The sequence below is a fragment of the Aporhodopirellula rubra genome (assembly GCF_014192335.1).
GTDB lineage: Bacteria > Planctomycetota > Planctomycetia > Pirellulales > Pirellulaceae > Rhodopirellula > Rhodopirellula rubra.
This window is the reverse complement of the sequence record NZ_JACHXU010000001.1, coordinates 122,221-145,126: the sequence shown is the minus strand read 5'-3', so window position 1 is coordinate 145,126 and position 22,906 is coordinate 122,221. Positions and strand designations below refer to the sequence as shown.

Sequence of the window (22,906 nt, the reverse complement as noted above, 5' to 3'; positions counted from 1 at the left end):
CCGAATTTGTAGAGGAAACGAGAACACATTTCGTTTCAGCCCCGAAAGTCAAGCAAACTCGAATTGCACCGGTACTTTCTCGCTTTTCGAGATGGGTGGCAAACGCCTTAACTCGCCCGAAATACGAACACGAGTCGCTAGCCCTCAAACAGTCGTCCATGTTGCAGCCGGACAAAAGGTATCGCCTTGGTACCGCAAATTGCTAGCTCCCGATGCTCTCGTATTGATGATGCGAAGGGTACAAGCAGAATAGAGCAACGGCCTACGCAGCCAAGTCGAGTGTAGATCTCGTTCACAACAGTGTTCGCCTGGCTTGCCCCCGCACTGATCATCGGACTTTCCATTGGCCCCAAAGTTTCGGGGTCAGCTCGGCTTCGCTGGGAACGTCGGCAGTGATCGCGGTGGCTTTGTTGCTCCAGTAGACACGTTGTGTCGTCTGGCCACCGGAACCACGAAGGACTCCGATGTCGGCGTGCACGATGTCATCGGATTCGGGAGTCCAATGCAACGTCGCCAGGGGAACGCTGATTTCATAGTTGCCGGCTTTGTCGGTGGCGAAGTTCACTTGCGAGGTAACGTCCTTAACGACGTCGATGTTGATCGTCCGCCAAGGGCTACTGAAGGCGACCGGATCTTTCGTACCGGGGACATTCGCACGATAAAGCATGGCTCGCGGTTGGCCGTTCACCAGCGTGACCAACAACCGTTGGTCGGTGTCGGTTTGCAACATCAGATCGAGACAGCCGCCGGTCTTGAAGAGTGCATTGGGCGTCTCGCCACTGTTGATGAGCAAGTCTTTTTCGGTTGTTCGCCAAGCCGCAAAGAGCCGGTCGTTGGCGATGCAGATCGAGGCGTTCACTTCATACGGGCGTGAGTTGCTGTTGAAGTTGGCCTTGGTGCCGCGTCGGTCAATCATCGCCCACTCGGCGGTAGCGGGCCAGTCGTTGAGTTTGCCATCGACAGTCGGCGGTTCCGTGCGAATCGGCACGGCGAGGACGCCAGTTCCGTGGGCCTTCTGCCGCGAGAGTTCGGAACGGGCGAACCAATCACGGGCCTTCTCAAGATCGCCGCTGGTGACGGTGAGCTTTTGATCGGGCAGGCGTTTTAGACTGTCGAGTCCATCGACTCGTACGAGGCTGGTCCGACCGCCGTCAACAACGAAGACCTTGCCGTCGGGTGTCTGGGTCATGCTGGGCCAAAAATTCTCGTCGTGCAGCGAGACGTCAGTGACGTCCATATTGCGCGTCGCGACAGGTGCCGCCCAGTTCGGTCGTAGTCGGATGTCGTGGAACAAAGTGCTCACGAACAATCCGTCCGCCGTGAAAAGATACATGTTCCCCATGTTTCCGTTGACACCGAACATCGGGCCGGCCGGGCCATCGATGAAATCGCCGAGCAAACGTGTGTGACCGACGACCATACCGGGGCGATCTGGTACGGCCGCTTCGTGGCTGGCATGGAGACCAGGCCACGGGCTCGGATAGCTCCAACGCGGCTCACCCCGATACATGCCGCCAAGGCCATGCGGCGAAAACGGCGTGGTGGCATTTGTGGAAACCGTCCACTCATCGCGGTGCAACGTCTGGTTTCCGCCACTCGACGGTGGCTTACCGCCCGCAGGTCCAAGACGAATGGACTCGAATTCGTAATGCGGCACGCCCTCGGCATCGATGCTCATGGGTCGGAACATCGCGGTGTCTTCTCCCAGTTGCGTGACAATGAATTCGAGATCACTCGTCACAGTGACGCCGCGTGCCATGCCTTTCTTCATCTGTAGTTCCGCGATTTGCGGTTTACCGTCGGCGTTCAAGTCCATCCACAGAAACGAGATACGTTTGTCTGGCCGTGGGTTGGATTCCTCAGGCTTCGAATCGACTGGCCACGCGGCGATAAACTCGGGTTGTTTGAGCAAATTCCACGAATGCGCATCGCCAAACGCGGCGACGAGTCGAGCTTCCTTGACGGTGTCGAGCCAAAGAAACGCGGCATTGTCACCGCCCGTCGGTGTATGCGTGTAACAACTCGTGAAGTAACGCCGGCCTTTCGCGTTCGACGGATACAACGGCCAATCGGGCGAGAAGTGACCGTAGTGCGCCTCGAGCAGCGGATCGGGGCGAGCAAAGACACGTTTCAACGAATCCGTACCGTTTTTCCAATCGAGCGCAAACTCAAGTCCCTTGTAGAAAAACACGTTCGCATCACGCGAATCAAGCACACCGCCACCGCCGTATTCGGTGGGTCCGTAGAACGTACTTACGAGCTCGCCGTCAACCGACCAAACGGAAACGCGACGCGGATAGTTGTCGTTTTCGGCAACCCAAACGCGACCTTGCGAATCGAGCGCGAGACCGTTGGGATTGTTCATGTGTTGCGGGTCATAAACACCGACTGTGGGTGCTCCCGCTTTGCCGATCGCTTTGATGAACTTCCCCGCTGACGTGAAAACTTTGATCTGATGCGAGGAACCGCGGTCGCTGATGAAATACTGGCCATTTTTATCGATCGCGATATGTCTCGGATCCTCGAGCCCCTCCGCAATGATCGTCTCGGCCTGCGTCGCCTCAATCGAAGGGTAAGCGATTAGTTGATTACCACTGAGCACCAACATGCGTCCTTGGGCATCAAAGGTGACACCGCGGGGGCTGTTAATAGGCAACTGGCCTGCGAGCTCACCGGACTTCCCATCAACGAAGAGCAATTCATTTTGCCGCAGCATCGCACAGACCAAGATGCCGTCATGCACCGCGAGTCCACTCAATACGAACTTGCGATCACCGCCTTCGAAGCCTTCGATGAGCGGTGGCCTTGGATCCGTGGGTTTCCTCGGCCGCGGATCGTCTCCGAGTTGAGTTTGAAAGACGGGCTGGTCGCCGAGCGTTTTGGTTTTCGCAGTGAGGCGTAGTTCGCCTTCCCAAACAGAGCCGACGTAGCACAGATGATCCGCGTCGGCGTTTGGCCCCGAATCGACAGCCAGTGTCGGGGCACCGGTCCAATGGCCGCCGACCCAGTGCTGACCACCAATTTTGGTGCCATCTTCACGCAACCATTGCAAACCATGTCCACCCTCGGCGACATAGCAGCCCATGAAGATGAGTGGTTTCCCATCCGCAGTACGACTGCCCGGCACAAACGCCATGCTGGTGGGAGGTGTGTGCGTCGTGAGCCAGCAACCGGTGTTGTCGGCGGTCTTCCAAGCCGGTTTGCCGGCGTTGTAGATACTGAACTCGTAATGCAAACTCAGCGGTTTTCGCCACAGACCGCGGACCGTGTATTCGCCTGGCGCGACGGGGCGAGAAGGGATGTGATAGACACCGTGAGCCGCCGCCTGCGGATCACGCAGCAAATCGTCACTGCCATCCCACCATGCGATGTTCTCGCCTGCGGGGAAAGGCGTTTCGCTCACGAGATTGCGCACGCGCCGCCCGTCTTTGTCGTCGATAACCAGCGTCACAAGTCCCGCTTCGGGCAGCGTGAACCTCACCGGAATCGGCGGCGGTTCCTCGCCTTGCTTGGGCACCACCAGACTCGCCAACGTTGTTTCTCGCACGGGCGATAGCGTCATCAGTTCGCCGAGCCAAACACGGCGGCCGTCTTTTTTCTTGCTGGTCACATGCGAATGCCGCTCGTTAGATGGCGCAGTCATACGGACGCGCAATGCCCGAGTGCTCACCTCGTGATCCAAGGCAATCCAGTTCGGCCCGAGTTGACTCGGATACCACGATCGCAGGTCACGTCCGCTGCCGACACGAACCCATGATGCTTCGGGAGCCTCTCGCACGTTCGTGTCGTCAGCACCCGTGAAGGCATCGATTTCGCACTCGGCAAAACCGGCCCACAACAGACAGAGGCCGCTGATCTTCACCGCCTTCGGCCACGTCAGCGTGACGATTTCGGGATGCTCGGCGGATACCGGAAACGCCGCGCCGTTTTCAGCGTTTTCCCAAGTCTGCCAAGTGCGGTTGTGCGACTCATCAACGATCTTCATCGAAACATCATCGCGTGCCCGCGACTGCACCAACGCCTGCGGGGCCACATTCGCTAAACGATTTGGTAACAGCCAAACCGCTGCGAGTTGCCCCGCCATCTCGGGATCTCCGGCCGCAGGCGTATGGCTGAAACGCAGTGCCCGTGTCGAGGTACCCGGAGGCAATACCCACAGACCGTAGTCACCGCCCTCCACCTCCGCATTCGCCTCATCTCCGTCTACCAACCTCTGCGCCGGAATCCAATGCGATTCATTCGAAAGATCGCCCGGATACGCCGCGCCCGCCTTCAACACACTTAGCGAACCGCCACCACCGACCAACACGCTGCCCACCTCAACGGACTGCGTAAAACCGATGCGCAAATGCCTCGTTCCCGCCTCTCGTCCCGCACCGTAGGTCATACCTTTCCAATGCGGAGTCGATTGCGTGCACCACACGACCGCCTTGGGCCCGAGTCGAGCCGCTTCATTGTCACCTTGAATCAACGACTCGGGTGCGTTGCCTACGCGTTCGGCAAACGTCGCACGATCGAGCAACGTCGCATCGAAAGCTGAAAATGCCTCAGCGACGCGAGCGTGTGCCAAAACGAATTGATCTCCACTGGCGAAGAAGATCGCCAGCAACACACCCGCGAGCGGCGAGTTGAAGAGATTGCGTTTGAGTCGCATGTTGGTGGGGTCCTGATGGATTACTCGAGTGTGAATGTTCCCCAGGCTGCGGGAACAAGGTCCGCTTCGCCGGGGATGTCGTTGACAAGACCGGTGGCTTTGTTGCTCCAATATTGGCGGGAAACCGTTTGAGTGCCACCATCACTGAACAAAACGCCAACGTCAGCTTTGAGCTTGAGACCGGACTCGGGAGTGATGCCAATTTCGTTCCACGGGATGGCCCCTTCCACGATGAAGCCGCCTTGCGTGCCCGCAGATGCGAGAGTCACGCCGCGAGTAACGACAACGCGCTCGAATGAGATCGTCCGCCACGGTGAACTGAAATCAAACTTTTCCGACGCCGCGGCACCGGGAGCCTTCTTCACGTTCAAAACCGCGATCGGTGTCTTGCGGTCTTTGAAAGTCATCAACAGACGCAAATTCCCTGCGTCGTCTTTCGCTCCATCGGGACCAATCATGAGGTCCACGGCGTCGCCGGTCTTGAACAACAAACGATCGTCCTGACCAACATTTTTCATCGCGGAACGCGGAGCGAAAACACGGTAGGCGAGGTAGAGATTCTGGTCGTCATAACGGGCCAGGACGCGAGCGTAACGTTGCCGGGTGTTTTCTTGAACGTTCATCGCAAGCTGCTCGTCATCCATGAGAGCCGGCCACTCGGTCGCCTCGCCATCCACGTTCGCGGTACCGCGTGGGACGGTGAAGGCTTTCGGTTCGGACGTCTCGGCCAGTTTCTGCGACAGCAACGTCTGTGCCTCGGCGAACTCCGCATGCGTGTATGTAAACATACCGCTGATGCGTCGAATCGATTCGAGGCCGGTGACTTCAATAACCCTCGCATCGGTGCCACCATTGGTGAGGTAAGTCTTGCCCTCAACGGTTCGGATAAAGTTTCCGCCAAAGCTTTCGCCACCCGCGGTAGTAGCGTCGAGCGACATGCCCCGTTCAGCACGTGCGGGTTTCTCTGAATAACCGCGTGTGTCCCTAAAGAGCGACTGAACGAAGAGCCCATCGTGGGTGAACAGGTAGTTCTCACCCAGGTTGCCGTTGAGGCAAAAAATCTCGCCTGCCTCGTCTTTGCTTTCATCGCCCACCTGGATCACTCCCAGGAACGAAGATGGACCGATCAGATAACCTGAACGCGCCGCTTTGGCGCGATGCGAGCCATGGACGGAAAGGTGCCGATTCGGATAACCACCCACAACATGTCCGCTCGGCTCGACCATGATCAGCGGATCTTGGTTGATGTAGATACGACCATTTGAACCGCCAATGATTTGCCCCTCACCATTACCACCGCCGATGATTTCGAGGTCAGGGCGAACGATATGTGGATTCGTGATGTCGTAGATCGGTGCACCGGCTTTGGTGTAGCCGGCAACAGGGAATTGAACCAATTCTTGACGGTTTTTGACCGCGTAGGTGATGGTGCCATCGGTATCAGGTAATTGGCCCCAGTAGAAACTACGCAGGTCGACCGGTTCGTCGTCGATCTCGATACTCGCGAATTGCAACTCCGAATCTTGCACCAGACCATCCCCGTTCTCGTCGGCCCACGAGTAGCGTTGCCTTTCACGTCCGGCAAATCGACGCTCGTATTTGGAGAACCGGCCCTGGTTGGCCTGACCTTGCCCCACAACACCCGTGTGGGCCACCGAACGCCAATGCGTACCATCAAAGACGGTACAGTGCACGTCGCTGGAACCTCGTCCAGCTCCAGTCGTATACACATAAAGCAGTCCGTTCTTCTGCACGACGCGGCTGGTCAATTTATGAACCGATGGTGGAAAGAGGTCATCGGGATTCTCGCTTTTCCCGACCGAGTAGATTGGCTCGGACGTTCCGGTCTCCCAATCCAAGCGATAGACGGTGTCGTCGGCAAATCCCATCGAGGGATCGTAGGGGTTCACCGTACCGGCACCCGCGTAACTGGTAGTGCCGCTGAGGTCTTTGAGCAACCCACCGCTGTCAACATTCCACACGCTGGTTCGTTTGGGGTTCTCGGTTTCTTCGGTCACCCAGAGATGATTGCGACTGTCGATGGCGATGCCCGCCGGCTGCCGCATGGCTCCGGCACTGAACTGACCATGGTGCGGGCGCCCACCGCGTTTGCCAATCTCTCTCAGCGGTTTCCCATCGGCTGAGAAGACTTTCACATTCTGATCAGTGCCACGCACCGAAAGATAAACGCGGCCATCCGCTCCCGCCGCCAATCCCCAGGCATCGGCGTGCGTTTGCGTGGTAAACGGACGGATCCCCGCCTTGTCATCTACGATGAGAATACGGCCTTTCGAGAGAACGAGCAACTCGCTCTGCGATGTGTACGCGACTGACTTCGGCTCATCGATCGGGATGCGAGAGAGCAACTCACCGGTCACGGCATGATACAGACGCACCTCATTTTCGCGTGCAAAAGCAGCAGCAAGAACATCGTGATGACAAGCGATGGACCGAAGGTTTGCCTCGGCTTTCGCGGCGGCCAATCCCGGCAACTCAGAAACGACAAGGTCGACAGGATTAAACTCACGCCCATCATTATCTTCCTGCACGATACCCCATGGCGCGTAACTTCCATCAGCGAGCGTGACTCGATAGATGAGCGATCGCTTGCCCTCGGTACCCACCCACAATGTCGTGCCGTCAGTGGCGAGTGAAATGTGTCCGCCATCAAAAGCGACCCGATTGCTGAGTCCCCACAAACGCTGGCCGTCCAGATCCGTGGCGATGAGATGTTTGCCTGCCTCGCCCATCGGTGTGGCGAGAGCAACGAACTCGCCAGCCGCCGCGGCCGCTTGCGGTGCCGTGTGGTCGCCGTAAAAAGCTCCCCGCCCATCGTCAGTCGCCCACGTCGGGTTTCCCGGATTGGCGAATGAGAGCGCGTACTTGAGATGAATACCGTCGTGGGTCAAGACATGGAACCGATAGTCGCCCGGCAGCACGGGCTTGCCCGCATCATCGAGACCATCCCACTTCTCGATGTTCTTCCCGGCCGTACGAGATTGTGCGGCAATGAGATTGCGCACCCGCCGGCCATCAGAATCATCGATCGCCAGCGTGACCTTGCCGTCTTTTAAAAGCTCATACTCAATCTCCACCGGCCCCGTCGGCTGTCCTTCGATTTGTCTCTTCATCCACGCGGGCTCAGGCAGGTTCAAGTTGCCTTCGGCTTCCAGAATAAGATCGCCCCAACCTTTGTGATTGGTGAAGAAGAACTCACGACCGTTCGCCCCTTCACTAAGGTTGTCCGCATAGCGATGAGACGGCCAGTCGCCTTGCCCCCAGAAAAGCTCGAAGCCCATTTGAAACTGATCACCAGCCTCATACTTCCTGTCCGTCACGAGCGACCACGGCAGTTTCATCTCCTGCACGTAACCCTGCTCGCCGGAGTCCTTCCGATACGCGGTCTCGACGCCACGTTCTAACTTCCAACCGTCCTGGTGAAACAACGTCTCAGCACCACCGCCGAAAGGCGTGTTCAAATCCTTGCCACGGTCGAGATAAAACCCCGGCTTCTTCTCGCCGGCAAAATACCATGCCGTGATGTGGCTAATCCGCTCAGTCTTAAAACGTACTTGCACACTGTCACCTGCCCAAGCCTTGTGAGCTTGATAACGCGGGTCATGCCGGTTGCCCATCGGCGTCGTGTCTGCGAAGTGAACGGAGATGTAGAGATTCGCCGCGTCGTACATCACCGCGACTTTGGCGGAATACACGTCTTGAAGCGATTCCAAGTCATAACACATCAATGTCTGACCCGAGAGATCCCAATCCGCGAGGTTACCATCAATGACGACGTCATCCGGAACCGGCACTGCATGCAGACCACGGTTGTCGGTCTGCGTCGCGGACGCGGAAGAAACGAAGCCTGACCAAACGACAGAGAGACAACACAAAAAAAGCTTGCAATTATTGTTCATCAAACAAAAGACTTTAGTGGGATACAAAGGGAAACACTTTGGCGTCGCCGCCCGCAACACAGAGGCTCTCGAGACGCAATTCTTGTTCGATTTCATCGGAAAAGACCGGCTCGATCTCAATCGTGTGATCGCAGTCAGCGGCGAGGTTTTCAGCAACAACGGCCACATGGTGCGTGTTGCCGTTCGCTCTGGCTGAAAGACTCGCGGCATCAAACTCACACAGCGGTTCCTGTGCGTTGGGCAGCACCCGCTCAACGAGCTTTCCGTCGATATAAACGCGGTATTTGGCGGACTTAATCGTTCCCTCGCCGAACAGCAAAACTATCGTGCCGCGAAACGTGATCATCAGCCGAGCGACTTGCTGTGAAGAATGCGTTTTGTCCACTACGCTCTTCCTTTCAATGTGGCTTGACGCAACCACTTCGTCATCGAGCCATCGCGACATCAGCATGTCGTAGTACGCAGAAGTGAGATGGGGCGAGCCTTTCCGCCATCCCATGGGTAGCTTGCCGAGCGTAGAGAGACGAACACGAACTTGGTTCATGTAGGTCTCGGCGTGGACCATCTGCTGCGGAGCTGCACAGACGACTTGCCGTTGCACACCGTCTTGAAACGCAGCCCATGCGGCGTCCGCAAAAAGCTGGTAACCGGCATCGCAGGGATGCACGAGATCGACGGGCCAGATTTGCTCGACAGTGATCACTCCCGCCTTCACTCGTTCCACCGCCAGCGAGATCGCGTCTCCGACAGTCGTTCTGTACGCGTCCGAGAGAGCTAGGTGCGCAGTGCGACGCTTCATCTTGTCGAAATCCGCCGCCTTCACGTCCCAACCAAACGGGAAGATCACCTGCACCACCGGCGAACGGGCTTCGACGATGATGCGCCGTATCAACGACTCATACGAGGCCAGCGTTTCAGGGGAGGCTTCGTTGATGCCGTCATTCGCAGAGAAATCCAAGAACACGAGATCGGGCTTGTGACGCAACACATCGCGATCCATCCGAAACACGCCGAGCTGCGAGTTGGTACCGCCGATGGCTGCATCGTGAAACGTGAAATGTGCCCGTGGATACGCCGCTTCCAACCGCTGAGCGATAAACGCACGATACGACGTCAATTGTGGATCCGTCGCATTCGCACCCCAGGTCAGTGAGGCACCAAAGAAAACAACGCTTAGCCGTTCGCCCGCCTTCGCCCGTTGATCGAACTCAACAAACGAGGGCGAGGTCATCCCCATCGCCCTGAGCGGAAACGCGAGGACGAGTAAAAGTACAGGAATGATTAAGTGAGTGTGCATGCAACCGAGTCTGCCGTGCCGGGTTGATTTGTCCAACGGGCATATGGCGCGACTCAGCGTGATTACACGCAAAATAGCGGCCGATTCGCAACCTTTTCCAGATCAGGGCGTGCATCTGAGCCTGATCGGCACGCCGGGGCTCCAAACGCCTCACATGGATTCGCTTGAAAATCAGGAATCTATTTCAGCAACGCTTTCGTCGCCTATCCTGTGTGTTCAGCGTCCAAAGCTGCGATCTACACGGGCCTACACAGCCACACGAACGGCATCCTGAACAACACGCACAACTTCCACATGCCGGCCGACCAAGTCAGCAAGGCACAGTGAGAATTGCGACTCGCCAAGACTAACCGCGTTCGAGACAAATATCGAACGTTAACAGAGATTCTGAAAACCAACGGCTACTACCAAGGTGTCACCCACAAACTGCATGTGTTACCGAACGAGAAGTTCCCGCATCACGAATTCCTGCACGGCGGTCGTACCGAGATTGCGAGTTTCATCAAAAACGCTACCGAACGCGAGCGGCCCTCCTTACTAATGGTGAGTATTCCCAACTCACATCGCCCCTATCCAAACAGTGACAAGACGACGATCCGCGTCAGTCCAAACGAAGTCCAGCTACCGCCATACCTTGCGGACTCACCTGAGGTTCACAAAGACTGGGCCGAGTACCTAGCCGAAATCGAACAGGCGGACGCATTAACCGGCGAAGCTCTCGATGTGCTCGAACAATCAGGCCAAAGTGACAACACCATCGTGATCTTCATGAGTGATCACGGGCCTACCTTTCAGCATGGCAAGATGACTCTGTACGACCTCGGTCTACGCATGCCACTCATCATTCGTGGTCCGGGAATCATAAGTGGCGAGAGGTGCCCCGAACTCGTGAGTGAAATGGATCTACTGCCGACGATTCTAAATCTGTGTCAGATCGATCAAACCTTTGACTATCCACTTCACGGCAAGTCGCTTGCGGTTCTGCTCGCAAGCGATGAATCCGCGAAGGGCCATGACTACCTCTTTGCCGAAATTTCAAACCGCGGACCGCTGCCTAACGACGGAATGCAAGAGCGAAGTGTCTTTCACGGTCGTTGGAAACTGGTCTACCGCGAGAAAGTCGATACAGCTTGGCGACAAGTGAATGCCGATAGTCGCGAATTCAGAATCTGGGGAAACCAAACTTACTCCGAAACGATTCGGCTCAAAGAGGAAGATCCAATGCAGTATCAAATCTTGGCCAAGATGGATCCACAAAACCTAGGCGGCAAAGTTCCAACAAGTGAGCGTTACGATCTCAAGTCTGACCCAGATGAGATGCAAAATCTGGCATCGTTTGCTCAGCATCGCGATCAACGAACCAGACTGCTCAGCGTGCTCAGAGAGTAAGCAAAATCAACCAACGATCCCGCGATAAGTCCCTAACTCAGGTCTCGAACCCGACTCAGGGTTCCAAGGAATATTGAAAGGTTGCATTGGCCATTGAATCCGTCGCCACCGCGGCAGGCGTTCCCAACATCATTCACGCTCGCAATTTACGACGTCGGCCTTACGGACCTTGGTGCTACGATAAAATGAGTAGTGCACCGCACCTGGACCAATGGAAACTTGAAAGCGTCTGCGTCATGGACTCCATGCCAATCCGATGTGGTTGATGCCTCAACTCTGCTTTCGCACTGACCTGTACGAGATCGTGAGGCATAACCGAGTTTGGATCTCTGATCTGACCTCTGCTCCTTTTCGAAGCAACTGCAGAAACTCCCAGTTCACGGTTATATTGGCGTCAATCGTTTCATGAACCAGAGCTTTGCTGAAGATTCGCACGACGGTTTACAAACATAATTTGATGCACCATCGACGATTGCCGCATGCCACAAACATCATCCAAATCGCCAACCGTTTTCGAAGCCGAATATTTCGGCAGATGCGGCTCCCAATTGGCACTGTCGTCTTTTACGAAAGCCAGATCCGCGCAGCAGGTGGCTATCGGCAGACTTCTCCACTCCTTAAGTTTTACCCCGGCACAACGATGATCCTGCGGCAAAGCCCTCCCTGATCGCGTTTGCTAAACAATACCAGAGAGTTTTTTCATGTCCAGCATTTAGAACATTGTGGTGCAGGCAACATCTGTATCTGTTTCTTCTCCACCGCTGCTAATTTCTTTGTTTCCCCTGGCAATTGCCAGCCTTTGCCAGCTCTTGTCAACATCCTGCCCGAGCCCAGGACTCAGAGAGTCTTTGCGAAGCCCCCAAGCATCCGTGTCATTCCAACTGCAGAGTAACTAAGAGGTAATTCAATGAAATTTCGACTCACCTGTCTGATCGGATACTCGCTCCTTGTTCTCACTTCCGTAGTCACCGCTCATGCACGAACGGTCACGGTGCTAAGTGACGGATGGACATTCAACTTGGGCGACCATCCAGAATCCATCTCACCGGAATTCGATGATTCGGGCTGGCAGCGTGTCACTGTTCCTCACGATTGGGCGATCAAAGGCCCGTTTGACAAGAAGCACGACATTCAGATTGCCCAGATTGTTCAGAACCAGGAAGCCCAGGCGACTGAGAAAACGGGCCGAACTGGTGCGTTACCGCATATTGGACAGGCATGGTATCGGAACAGCTTCCGGCTGCCACACTACCAACCTGGCCAGAGAGTGCTACTGCTCTTCGAAGGTGCGATGAGTGAACCTCATGTTTATCTCAACGGCGAAAAAGTCGGCCAATGGAACTACGGATACAACTACTTCTACTTTGATGTCACGGACCAATTTCTCCCCGACCACGAGAACGTGCTCGCCGTCCATCTGACCAACCGTGAACAATCATCTCGCTGGTATCCCGGCGCGGGGCTCTATCGAAAGGTCCGAGTGATCGTCAAAAACCCTCAATGCATCCGGCAGTGGGGAACGCAAATCACCACCCCCGAGGTCACCGCAACTGAGGCAAAAGTAAGGATTCGTACGACGATCAGCGGCAATAACCTGACCCTGGTGACCACCGTTGTCGACCCCAAAGGGAACATGGTTGCCTCAGCAACCGACGACAGTGTTGTTGCCACCGACACGGTTCTCTCTCAAGACCTCACCGTTTCCGCGCCGGCCCTTTGGAGTCCGGAAACCCCTTCGCTCTACACGGCGATTTCGAAGCTGTACGCCGGTGACGTCCTGCAGGATGAGTTGACCACCGTTTTTGGCATCCGAACCATCCAGTATGAGCCTGAGAAGGGATTCCTTCTCAATGGCAACGTGCGTAAGTTCAAAGGCGTCTGTCTGCACCACGATCTCGGGCCGATCGGCGCGGCGATCAATGTTGCCGCCTTGCGACGACAACTTCGGATCCTCAAGGATCTCGGCTGCGATGCAATTCGTAGTTCTCACAACATGCCGTCGATCGAGCAACTCGAACTCTGCGATGAAATGGGTTTCATGTTTCTTGCCGAGAGTTTTGATGAATGGGCCAAAGCAAAGGTCAGGAACGGATATCATCGTTTTTTCGAATCCGACGCAGAAAAGGATATCGTCAACCTCGTTCGCGCCACGCGTAATCATCCGTGCATTGTGATGTGGAGCTCCGGAAATGAAGTGCCCGACCAGCACGGCAAGCAAGGCGTTGAGAGGGCACAGCGGTTGCAGGATCTATTCCACCGCGAGGACCCTACTCGACCGGTTACCGTCGGCATGGACCAAGTGACAGCCGTCATGAAAAGTGGTTTCGGCGCGGTCATGGACATACCCGGCTTGAATTACCGAACCCATCTCTATGAACAAGCCTTCCGAGCCTTCCCTCAGGGACTCCTGCTCGGGTCGGAAACCGCGTCGACAGTTAGCTCACGTGGCATTTACAAATTCCCTGCGAACCTCGCTAAGATGAAAACATACGAGGATTTGCAATGCTCGTCTTACGATCTCGAAGCGTGTAGCTGGTCGAACATTCCCGAAGAAGACTTCGTCCTTCAAGATGACAAGCGTTGGGTCATCGGAGAGTTCGTCTGGACTGGATTCGATTATCTCGGTGAGCCCACACCCTACGATACAGCCTGGCCTTCACGCAGTTCGTACTTTGGCATCTGTGACCTAGCCGGCCTGCCGAAGGATCGCTACTACCTCTATCGAAGTCGATGGAATAAGCAGGATGACACGCTTCACATACTCCCACATTGGAACTGGGCAGGTCGCGAAGGAAAAAACACGCCGGTCTTCGTCTACACCAGCTACGATAGCGCGGAACTATTCGTAAACGGCAAGAGCATGGGCGTGAGGACAAAGAATTCCTCGACAATTCTCAATCGCTATCGGTTGAGATGGAATGACGTCAAGTACGAGCCCGGCACCCTCAAAGTCGTCGCCTTTGATTCCGATGGAAGACCCGCTGCCAACGCAGAAATCCGCACTTCAGGCGAGCCCGCTCGGTTGGTGTTAACTGCGGACCGCACCGTTCTCCAGGCCAATGGTGAAGACCTGGCTTTTGTCACCGTCTCGGTTGTAGACGACAATGGTATCCCTTGTCCGACAGCCACTAACCAACTGTCGTTTGACGTGCAGGGCCAGGGAACCTACCGAGCCGCCTGCAACGGCGATGCCACTTCGTTAGAGATGTTCCATCTCCCAACCATGAAACTCTTCAGTGGAAAACTCGTCGTTCTGGTCCAGTCCACTTCCGAGCCTGGCCCGATTCAATTGACGGTTTCCGCCGAGCAACTGGCTGACGGCGTGCTCGAACTCAGCTCAAAATAACAGCCGCCTAACCAACTGCAAAACGATGGCAATCGTGTTTCGGTTTTGTGGCGTTGCCCAGATACATGGACAAAGTGTTTTTTACAAGCACCGAATTGCCTTAGAGCCCATCGGCGTGTTACGCGAAAGGGATTCCACCGTCGGTGTGTTGACCGCCCAGTGATCCCCTTTTGGGAAATTGCAACTGCGTCCGAGAGCGTGGCGACCGCTAGTTTGCGTGGCGTCTATGCTTGCGCATTTTCAACAGTTGTTTGCGCAGAGTTTTGATGCTTCAAGCAAAATTCGCGGGTATCCTTGTTCTTTTGGGTAGAGCACTGCTCATGCAACCACACTTTAACGCCTGGCATGACTTCAGGCAGGGGAAATTCCGTGGATCATCGTATCCTTTCACTCGTTACATGTGCGTTGCTCACGTGCAATACGGCGGTGGGCGTTGAGGTTTCCGACTTCGACTCGATCAAGCTTTACACGTTGAAGAACCAAAACGAGATGGTGGTCGACATCACCAACTATGGTGCGACCATCACCTCAATTCGGGTACCCGATCGAGCTGGCAACATTGCGGACGTTGCCTTGGGCTACCGTAGCGTCGAAAGCTATATCAATGCGATCGACCGTCCTTACTTTGGCAGTGTGGTCGGTCGCTACGGGAACCGAATTGCCAAGGGCAGTTTCATACTTGACAACAACAAATACACGCTAGCGACCAATGACGGCCAAAATCATCTACATGGTGGCAAAATGGGCTTTGACAAAGTGGTATGGAAAGCCGAGGTATTGGAAGATAGCGTCAAGTTCAGCTATCTCGCCCGCGATGGCGAGGAAGGTTACCCCGGTAATCTTGCTTTAAGCGTGACGTATTCGTTGACCGACGACAACGAAATCGTCATGCACTATGAAGCCACCACTGACAAACCGACAGTAGTAAATGTCACCAACCACACCTACTTTAACCTTTCCGGCGAGGGGGCGACGACGATCAATGATCACGTTCTCCACATCAATGCATCCAAATTTACGCCGGTCGATGCGGGACTAATTCCCACAGGCGAACTCCGCGACGTTGCCGAAACACCGTTCGACTTTCGCACACCGAAAGAAATCGGTCGCGATTTGGACGCACACGATACTCAGCTCAAGTACGGACTAGGGTACGATCATAATTGGGTACTCGACCGAATAGATGATGCAGTCGAGTTAGCAGCAATGCTATACGAGCCCAACAGCGGTCGCGTGCTAGAAGTGTTAACGACCGAGCCAGCACTTCAGTTCTACGGCGGAAACTTCTTGGACGGACGATTGGTTGGCAAGTCCGGCAAAGCGTACCAACACCGCAGCGGACTGTGCCTGGAGACGCAGCATTCGCCTGATAGCCCAAATCGCCCGGAATGGCCCAGCACTGTGTTGCGTCCAGGTGAGAAGTACAACACCACCACCGTCTATCGGTTCGGCGTCAAATGACCAGTCAGCAGGATACGCCAATGTTTTTCTCAATAGAGTTTTCTGCTCTTCATCGTCTTGCTTGGGCAGTTCTGGCAGTTCTGATTGCCCAGCTTCCTGTTGTTGCAGATGATTCTTTTCCTGTAACGATACGAATCGATGCCAGCAAAAACTTGGGGCAATTGAAACCGATTTGGCGGTTCTTTGGAGCTGACGAACCGAATTACACCACGATGAAGGACGGCCAGAAGCTACTAAGTGATCTCGGGTCGCTACGACCAAACGAAGTCTTTTTTCGCACCCATAATCTGCTCACCTCTGGCGATGGTACGCCCGCATTAAAATGGGGATCCACGGACGTCTACAGCGAAGATAAGAATGGGAATCCGATTTACAACTGGAAGATCGTCGACGGCATCTTTGACTCACTCCTACAACGCGGTGTTCGCCCCTACGCTCAGATCGGATTTATGCCGCAATTGCTGTCGACGCACCCCGAACCGTATCGGCACAACTGGCGGCCCGGCATGCCCTATGAAGACGTCTTTACCGGTTGGACCTACCCGCCGAAGGACTATGACAAATGGAGCGAACTCGTCTATCAATGGGTAAAACATTGTGTCGATCGCTATGGCCAAGAAGAAGTCGAAACGTGGTACTGGCAGACATGGAACGAGGCTAATATCGGCGGGACAAACCGTCCTGGCTATTTTACGGGAAGCGAAGATGAGTTTCATCGATTGCACGACTACGCAATCGCAGGGGTTCGCCGCGCACTACCGACCGCTCGGGTTGGTGGCCCCGATTCGGCAGGCAGCGGTGGCAACTGGTCACGAAACTTCTTCGAGCATTGCCTGCATGGCACGAACTACGCAACAGGTGAAATCGGATCGCCACTTGATTTTGTTTCGTTTCACGCCAAGGGTTCACCCGAATATGTTGATGACCATGTTCGCATGGGAATCGCCAATCAGTTACGCACAATCGACGAAGGCTTTCGTATCGTCGCGTCTTTTCCAGAGCTGAAATCGACTCCGATTGTCATCGGCGAATCCGATCCGGAAGGCTGCGCGGCGTGTCAGGGGCCTCGATTTTCGTACCGCAACGGAACGATGTACTCCAGCTACACAGCGGCCAGCTTCGCACGAAAGCACGACCTGGCGGAACGCCACGACCTAAATTTGGCAGGCGCTCTATCGTGGTCATTCACATTCGAAGACCAACCGTACTTTGCCGGATTTCGCCAGCTCGCTAGCAACGGAATTGCTCTGCCGGTATTGAACGTCATCCGCATGTTTGGCCGCATGGGAATCGACCGAATTGCAGCAGAAAGCGATCATACCGTATCACTCGATGATATCCTGCGCAGCGGGGTCAGGCAGAGCGCCGATGTCGGTGCCTTAGCCAGCGTCGATCAATCCGAAAAACGTATCACCGTAATGGTCTGGCATTACCATGACGATGACCTCGTTGGCCCGAGTGCTGTCATCGATCTTGCTTTCACCAATCTTCCTAATGACATTTCGACTGCCGAGCTGACACATCATCGAGTCGACGATCAGCACAGCAACGCTTACGCGACGTGGATAAAGATGGGTTCGCCCGTTGCGCCGAGCAACCGCCAGTATCGACAACTGCAACAATCATCCGAACTGGCCATACTCACTGACTCAGCAGACTCTATCGCGGTTGACCATGGTTCAGCAAAGATCAAATTCACGCTGCCACGGCAAGGTGTTTCGCTAGCAACATTACAATGGAAATGACTTGGGCTCGTCATTGAAAATACAGCAGAATAGCTGAGAGTCACTCAGTGGTCTCAAACGGTACTTGATGCCGGTTGCACTATGCACCAATGGCCATTTCCCGCTCGATGGAATGGTTCGTTTGCCCTCACGCTCAGATGGATAACGAGCTCGAACGATTCGGAAAACGATTCGACGTACAGAATACGCCAGATAAATCATTGCTCCATGACTGCCGGAATCCTACAAATAGTTTTTCCACGCACTCATCTTTCCTCATCTTTCCTCATCACAAAATCGATTAACGATGCGTACGATTGCTTGTTCACTACTGGCCGTTGCCCTGCTAGCACCACTGATTTGTGCTGAAGAAAAAACGTCTCAATGGACCAACCCAATTCTTTGGCAACGTGCTGACCCGCACGTGACCTTGCATACCGATGGCTGGTATTACTTCACCGCCACTGTTCCGGAATACGATCGCATTGAACTTCGACGGTCCCAAACCATCGACGGGCTGTCGACTGCCGAGGCCGAAGTAATTTGGAGGAAGCATGCGAGCGGCCCGATGAGCCATCATATTTGGGCACCAGAAATCCATTTTATTGACGGGAAGTGGTACATCTATTTCGCCGCCGGTCGCGCCGAGGCAATTTGGGATATCCGACAATACGTGCTCCAATGTGATGCTGCCAATCCACTTGAGGGCGATTGGATCGAGAAGGGAAAAATCAAGATGAACTGGGAGTCCTTCACGCTAGACGCCACGACATTCAAACATCGTGGTACGCGGTTCTTGTCCTGGGCGCAAAGTGTTCCTGAAGAACGAGGAACGCGAATCTTTATCGCCGAAATGGACACACCCTGGTCCATTACTGGTGCACAGGTCGCCATCACAAAGCCGGATTTACCATGGGAACGAATTGGGCACAACGTCAACGAAGCACCCGCCTTCATTCATCGGAACGGTCGATTGTTCATGACATATTCGGCTAGCGCTACCGACGCGAACTATTGTCTCGGGATGCTCACTGCCGACGAGAACGCCAACTTGCTGGATCCCAAATCCTGGCAGAAGTCTCCTCAACCAGTAATGAAGTCTCATCGGGAAACCAGCCAGTTTGGCCCGGGACATAATTGCTTCACGACGTCGCCCGATGGCAAAACCGACATCCTTGTCTACCACACACGCAACTACGAGCATCTTGCTGGCGATCCCCTCAACAATCCCGACCGAGCCACACGGGCGCAGGTACTGCATTGGAACGATGACGGCACGCCGAACCTCGGAGCACCTGTTCCTGATGATCGCAACCGCATTCACAGGACCGGAGGCAATCCCATTATTACCAGTCATTTCACGGCAGACCCCGCGGCGTTAGTTCATAATGAACGTGTCTATCTTTACACTGGCCACGACGTTGCCCCAGACAACGACTCCAGCTACCGCATGCATGACTGGCTATGCTTCTCCTCGACCAACATGGTTGACTGGGAAGAGCACGGATCCCCCTTATCAGTAAAGGACTTCTCTTGGGCGAAGGCGGATGCGTGGGCCAGCCAAGTGATCCAGCGAGACGGAAAATTCTATTGGTATGTATCCGTCGAGCATTCCGAACGAGGCAAAGCGATTGGCGTCGCCGTGTCAGACAGCCCTATCGGTCCGTTCAAAGACGCACGCGGTTCAGCACTTGTTTCCAACGATATGACCAAGGCCACGGACATCGGATGGGACGACATTGATCCGACCGTGTGGATCGATGACGATGGCCAAGCGTACCTGTTCTGGGGAAACCAAAAGTGCTATTGGGCGAAACTGAAACGTAGCATGACCGAACTCGATGGTGAGATTCACGTGATTGCCGATGATCAGGTCCGGGAATTCACAGAAGCGCCATGGATTCATAAACGCGGTGCGACGTACTACCTCAGTTACGCAACCGGATTCCCAGAAAAACTGTCGTATTCAACGGCGGACAAAATCACCGGACCGTGGACACCGCGCGGGCGACTCGCTGAGGGCGCACAGAACAGTAATACGATCCACCAAGCGATTATCACGTTCCAGGGAAACGACTACCTCTTTTATCACAGCGGTATGAACCAGCACCCCAACGTCGGCGGAAGTTACCGCCGCACGGTTTGTCTGGATCTACTCCATTACAATGATGACGGCACGATGAAACGTGTCATTCAAACCACCGAAGGTGTTTCGGCGCAATAGATAACAAGCCCGTAAAACATCAGTCACAGACTCATACCGATGCAACTGGCATCCATTCATGCGTGACCGCTTCGCGAAGCTTTTCCGGCCGCTTCCGTCGGCCGCAACGCCACAATAGTCAGCTCTGATCAGCCAAGAGCAGGCAGTGCGTTTGCGCCGCAAGTCATGCTGCGAACACGACTTTTGCTAAGTAGTCATCGCCACGACCAGATTTGAGTTGCTCGTTCTTGACTTCACATTTGGCAGGCTTCTCCTGCTTGAAAAAGATCAGCACGGTCCGGCTGTGCATGCTGATTCGACCTTTCATCGGGTCGTATTGTTGATGGACATCCCGATCGCATTGAGACCACGCCAACGAGAGCGGGTACGTGACTTTGTCGAGATGCTCCGTGAACTGGCAGAACGTCCCATGCGATGACCCCAGTAAAAGACGTACGCTCTGTTGTTTCTCGAACAACGTCTTACAAAGAGCCTTACCAAGCCCCCAAGACTGCCCCGCGTGTCACAACCTCGCTGCCACAGCGGCAGACCTGCCCAATATGGTCATCACTCAAAAAACTTAATGCTCGAAGCTAGGTGTTCTGTTTCAATTACCGTATTTTCGTTCAAATCGTCATTCGATACACGCTCCTTACGATTGGAATCCTGAGCCAATAAATCGATCGTATGATCAATTCGCTCAGATGGAACGAAATCGGTTAGAGCGAACGGCGAGTGCTCGCCTTCAATATAGTAACGTTGCACATTGAGAGAGGAATTCAACAGTCCTGCGACTGGAGAATCCTCGACCGGAGATACATACGACGGCAATGCTTCGCCATCCACTTCGGTTGATGCTCGATTGAGTTCGTTAATGACTTGCAGTGCATCCAACGAAGTGATCAATCCGTCATCAGAGGAATCAAACAGGTCGATTCGCGTTTCTTCCGTGGCTCTTGGACGCGAGCGTTGACCAGGCCCATTTCGATTGAGTTCGTTGATGATTAGCAATGCATCGAGTGCCGTGACATTGCCGTCTTGATTGACATCAAAAGGGTTTTCCGTGTTGTGATAAGTAGTGGGCATGACGACCAATTCAATTCCACTCGGCGATTGGTACACGTCCAAATAGAGTCGGTCGTCTGCAAAAGTGTTTTCGCTTCCCAAGATCGTATCGAACTGCCCCTGAATGGAGTCCGCAGTGATGATGGTGCGGCGTTCGAAACGCTGCAGACTTCCGGTAGCGGTGTTGTTGCGAATATCTAAAGTCCCCGACGCGAAAAATTCCCCGCTGATTGTCAGACGGTCATTCGAAGGCACGCCTTCTTCTTCCACTTCCACTTCCACTTCCAAGCGGCTCGTCGGAAGGAACGTGAGATTTCCATCGATTGCGACTTCAGCCGGACTGTTGCCGGGACGGAAGACGCCTGTGACGACGACATTCCCAACGAATGATCCCGCTCCGGAGACCTCGCCATCGATCACGAGTTGCTGGCCGCTACCAACCGGCGGTCCAACGATCATGCCTTGATTGACGATCGTTCCCGAGAGGGTTCCGCGTCCTGAAACGGAGCTGCCAAAATCAATTTCGAGACCACCGCCAAAATCGACCGTCCCGTCGCCGGTCGCATCACCGATCGTCAACGTTTCAAAGGATCCGAGAATCATTGGCTGAGTCAGGCGAAGCGTATCCGTGCCGACCCGCAATTCGTTGTTCAACAAACGACGAGGTGGAAAGGAAGTGACGATGTTTTCGATTCCCGTGGTATCGATGCTGAGAATCGCATTGCCATCGCCCAGCGTGATCCGCCGAGTGTCCGAGGTTGAATCAGGCGTCTCGATTTCGATCGTCAAGCCCGCCGAGCCGGAAATCGAAAGTTGATCATTGGATGATGCCCCCGCGACGATCTGCATCCCACCAGACAAATCCAATCCGACACTGCTGTCGAAAATCAAATCAAAGGTTTGATCCAGGTCGTCACGACCAACGATCTCAATCCGTTGCAGCGCCAAAATGTTTCGTGTTTCGAGCAATTCGCCCGAATCCGCATCGCGAATTTCGACTAGCGAACCGGAAAGCCGCAATCGGTAGGCCGCGGTGTCACGCGACGAAGTATCCAATCTCAATAGGGCACTGTTCGTGGGAGTTACATTCACAACCACGCTGCCTTCCGCGGTTCCTCCATTGCCGTCACTGATGGTGTAGGTGAATCGATCGCTTCCCACGAAGTCCGGACGTGGTGTGTAGAGAACGCGACCAGTATCGACGTCGATCGACGTCGTGCCACCGTGAACACTCTGCGTCACCGAAGTGACGGTCAGTGTTTCCGCAGGATCGGGAGCGAACGAATCATTCGCCAAAACATCGATGGCAAAGTCAACCGTTCCGGAAAGAACGCTGAAGCGATCCGTCTTCGCCGAGGGGTTGTCATTGACCTCGGTCACCGACAACGACGCTGTCAAAGTGGACTCGCCACCGTCGTCATCGCGTGCGGTCAGCAGAATCGAGTAGGTTCCACCGCGACGATAGGTATGACTGGAAGTAAACGTGTAAGAACGGACGCCGTTATCGACGACGCTCGTCAGGGCAACCGTCTTCTTAGTCCCGTCACCAAAATCGATGTCCGCCGTCACAGGTTCGGCATCGGTTTCCGTTTGCCGGCCATCGAGATCGCGGAAACTGCCAGAGACGGTGACGAACTCATCTTCCAGCACCACTGACGGGACACTAAGCGTCAGTTCACGGGGAGCCGCATTGTTGATGACGACACTGCGAGTGATCTCGCCCGTGTCTCCGTCCTTGTCGGTCACTGTGACACGAACGTCATACTCGCCGCTATCGGGGAACCGGTGGCTGACGCTGGGCGATGTCGTCAGCAATGGCTCCGAACCGTCGCCAAACGTCCAAACGAAAT

10 protein-coding genes (1 of these 10 cut by a window edge) are annotated in these 22,906 nt (G+C 54.8%); 5 read left to right on the top strand and 5 right to left on the bottom strand.

Going from position 1 to position 22,906, the window contains the following annotated elements; all coding sequences use genetic code 11:
• Positions 1–328: 328 nt before the first annotated feature.
• Genes FHS27_RS00450 through FHS27_RS00440 form a run of 3 tightly spaced genes read right to left on the bottom strand, consistent with a single transcriptional unit; the run spans position 329 to position 9,868 of the window.
• Positions 329–4,654, bottom strand: coding sequence for an NHL repeat-containing protein (locus tag FHS27_RS00450; protein WP_184300256.1), 4,326 nt, complete (start codon positions 4,652–4,654; stop codon positions 329–331).
• Between the two features lie 20 nt (positions 4,655–4,674).
• Entirely contained in the window at positions 4,675–8,571 is a 3,897-nt protein-coding gene (locus FHS27_RS00445) for a FlgD immunoglobulin-like domain containing protein (protein WP_246418948.1), read from the bottom strand.
• A gap of 13 nt (positions 8,572–8,584) precedes the next feature.
• Complete coding sequence (locus tag FHS27_RS00440; protein ID WP_184300253.1) at positions 8,585–9,868, bottom strand: SGNH/GDSL hydrolase family protein; 1,284 nt, start codon at positions 9,866–9,868, stop codon at positions 8,585–8,587.
• A gap of 330 nt (positions 9,869–10,198) precedes the next feature.
• Between FHS27_RS00440 and FHS27_RS00435 the strand changes: the two genes are divergently transcribed.
• From FHS27_RS00435 to FHS27_RS30705, 5 genes are all read left to right on the top strand, one after another.
• Positions 10,199–11,257, top strand: a complete 1,059-nt coding sequence (locus FHS27_RS00435; RefSeq protein WP_184300250.1) for a sulfatase-like hydrolase/transferase — start codon at positions 10,199–10,201, stop codon at positions 11,255–11,257.
• Between the two features lie 907 nt (positions 11,258–12,164).
• Entirely contained in the window at positions 12,165–14,603 is a 2,439-nt protein-coding gene (locus FHS27_RS00430) for a DUF4982 domain-containing protein (protein WP_184300247.1), read from the top strand.
• 381 nt (positions 14,604–14,984) lie between these two features.
• Positions 14,985–16,064 carry an aldose epimerase family protein gene (locus tag FHS27_RS00425; RefSeq protein WP_390852375.1) on the top strand — a complete coding sequence of 360 codons (1,080 nt, stop codon included), beginning with the start codon at positions 14,985–14,987 and terminating at the stop codon, positions 16,062–16,064.
• 20 nt (positions 16,065–16,084) lie between these two features.
• Positions 16,085–17,809: a GH39 family glycosyl hydrolase gene (locus FHS27_RS00420; RefSeq protein ID WP_221224785.1), complete on the top strand. Its 1,725-nt coding sequence runs from the start codon at positions 16,085–16,087 to the stop codon at positions 17,807–17,809.
• 286 nt (positions 17,810–18,095) lie between these two features.
• Positions 18,096–20,012, top strand: a complete 1,917-nt coding sequence (locus FHS27_RS30705; RefSeq protein WP_221224784.1) for a family 43 glycosylhydrolase — start codon at positions 18,096–18,098, stop codon at positions 20,010–20,012.
• A gap of 163 nt (positions 20,013–20,175) precedes the next feature.
• Here the strand turns inward: FHS27_RS30705 and FHS27_RS00405 are convergent, their stop codons facing one another.
• Both FHS27_RS00405 and FHS27_RS00400 read right to left on the bottom strand, forming a co-directional pair.
• Positions 20,176–20,319 (bottom strand): hypothetical protein, encoded by a 144-nt coding sequence (locus FHS27_RS00405; RefSeq protein ID WP_184300236.1) that lies wholly within the window; start codon positions 20,317–20,319, stop codon positions 20,176–20,178.
• Between the two features lie 239 nt (positions 20,320–20,558).
• Positions 20,559–22,906, bottom strand: partial view of a pentapeptide repeat-containing protein gene (locus FHS27_RS00400; RefSeq protein WP_246418947.1) — the 3' end only. Its footprint extends 25,825 nt past the window's final position; the window shows 2,348 of its 28,173 coding nt (coding positions 25,826–28,173); the start codon falls outside the window, past its right edge; its stop codon occupies positions 20,559–20,561.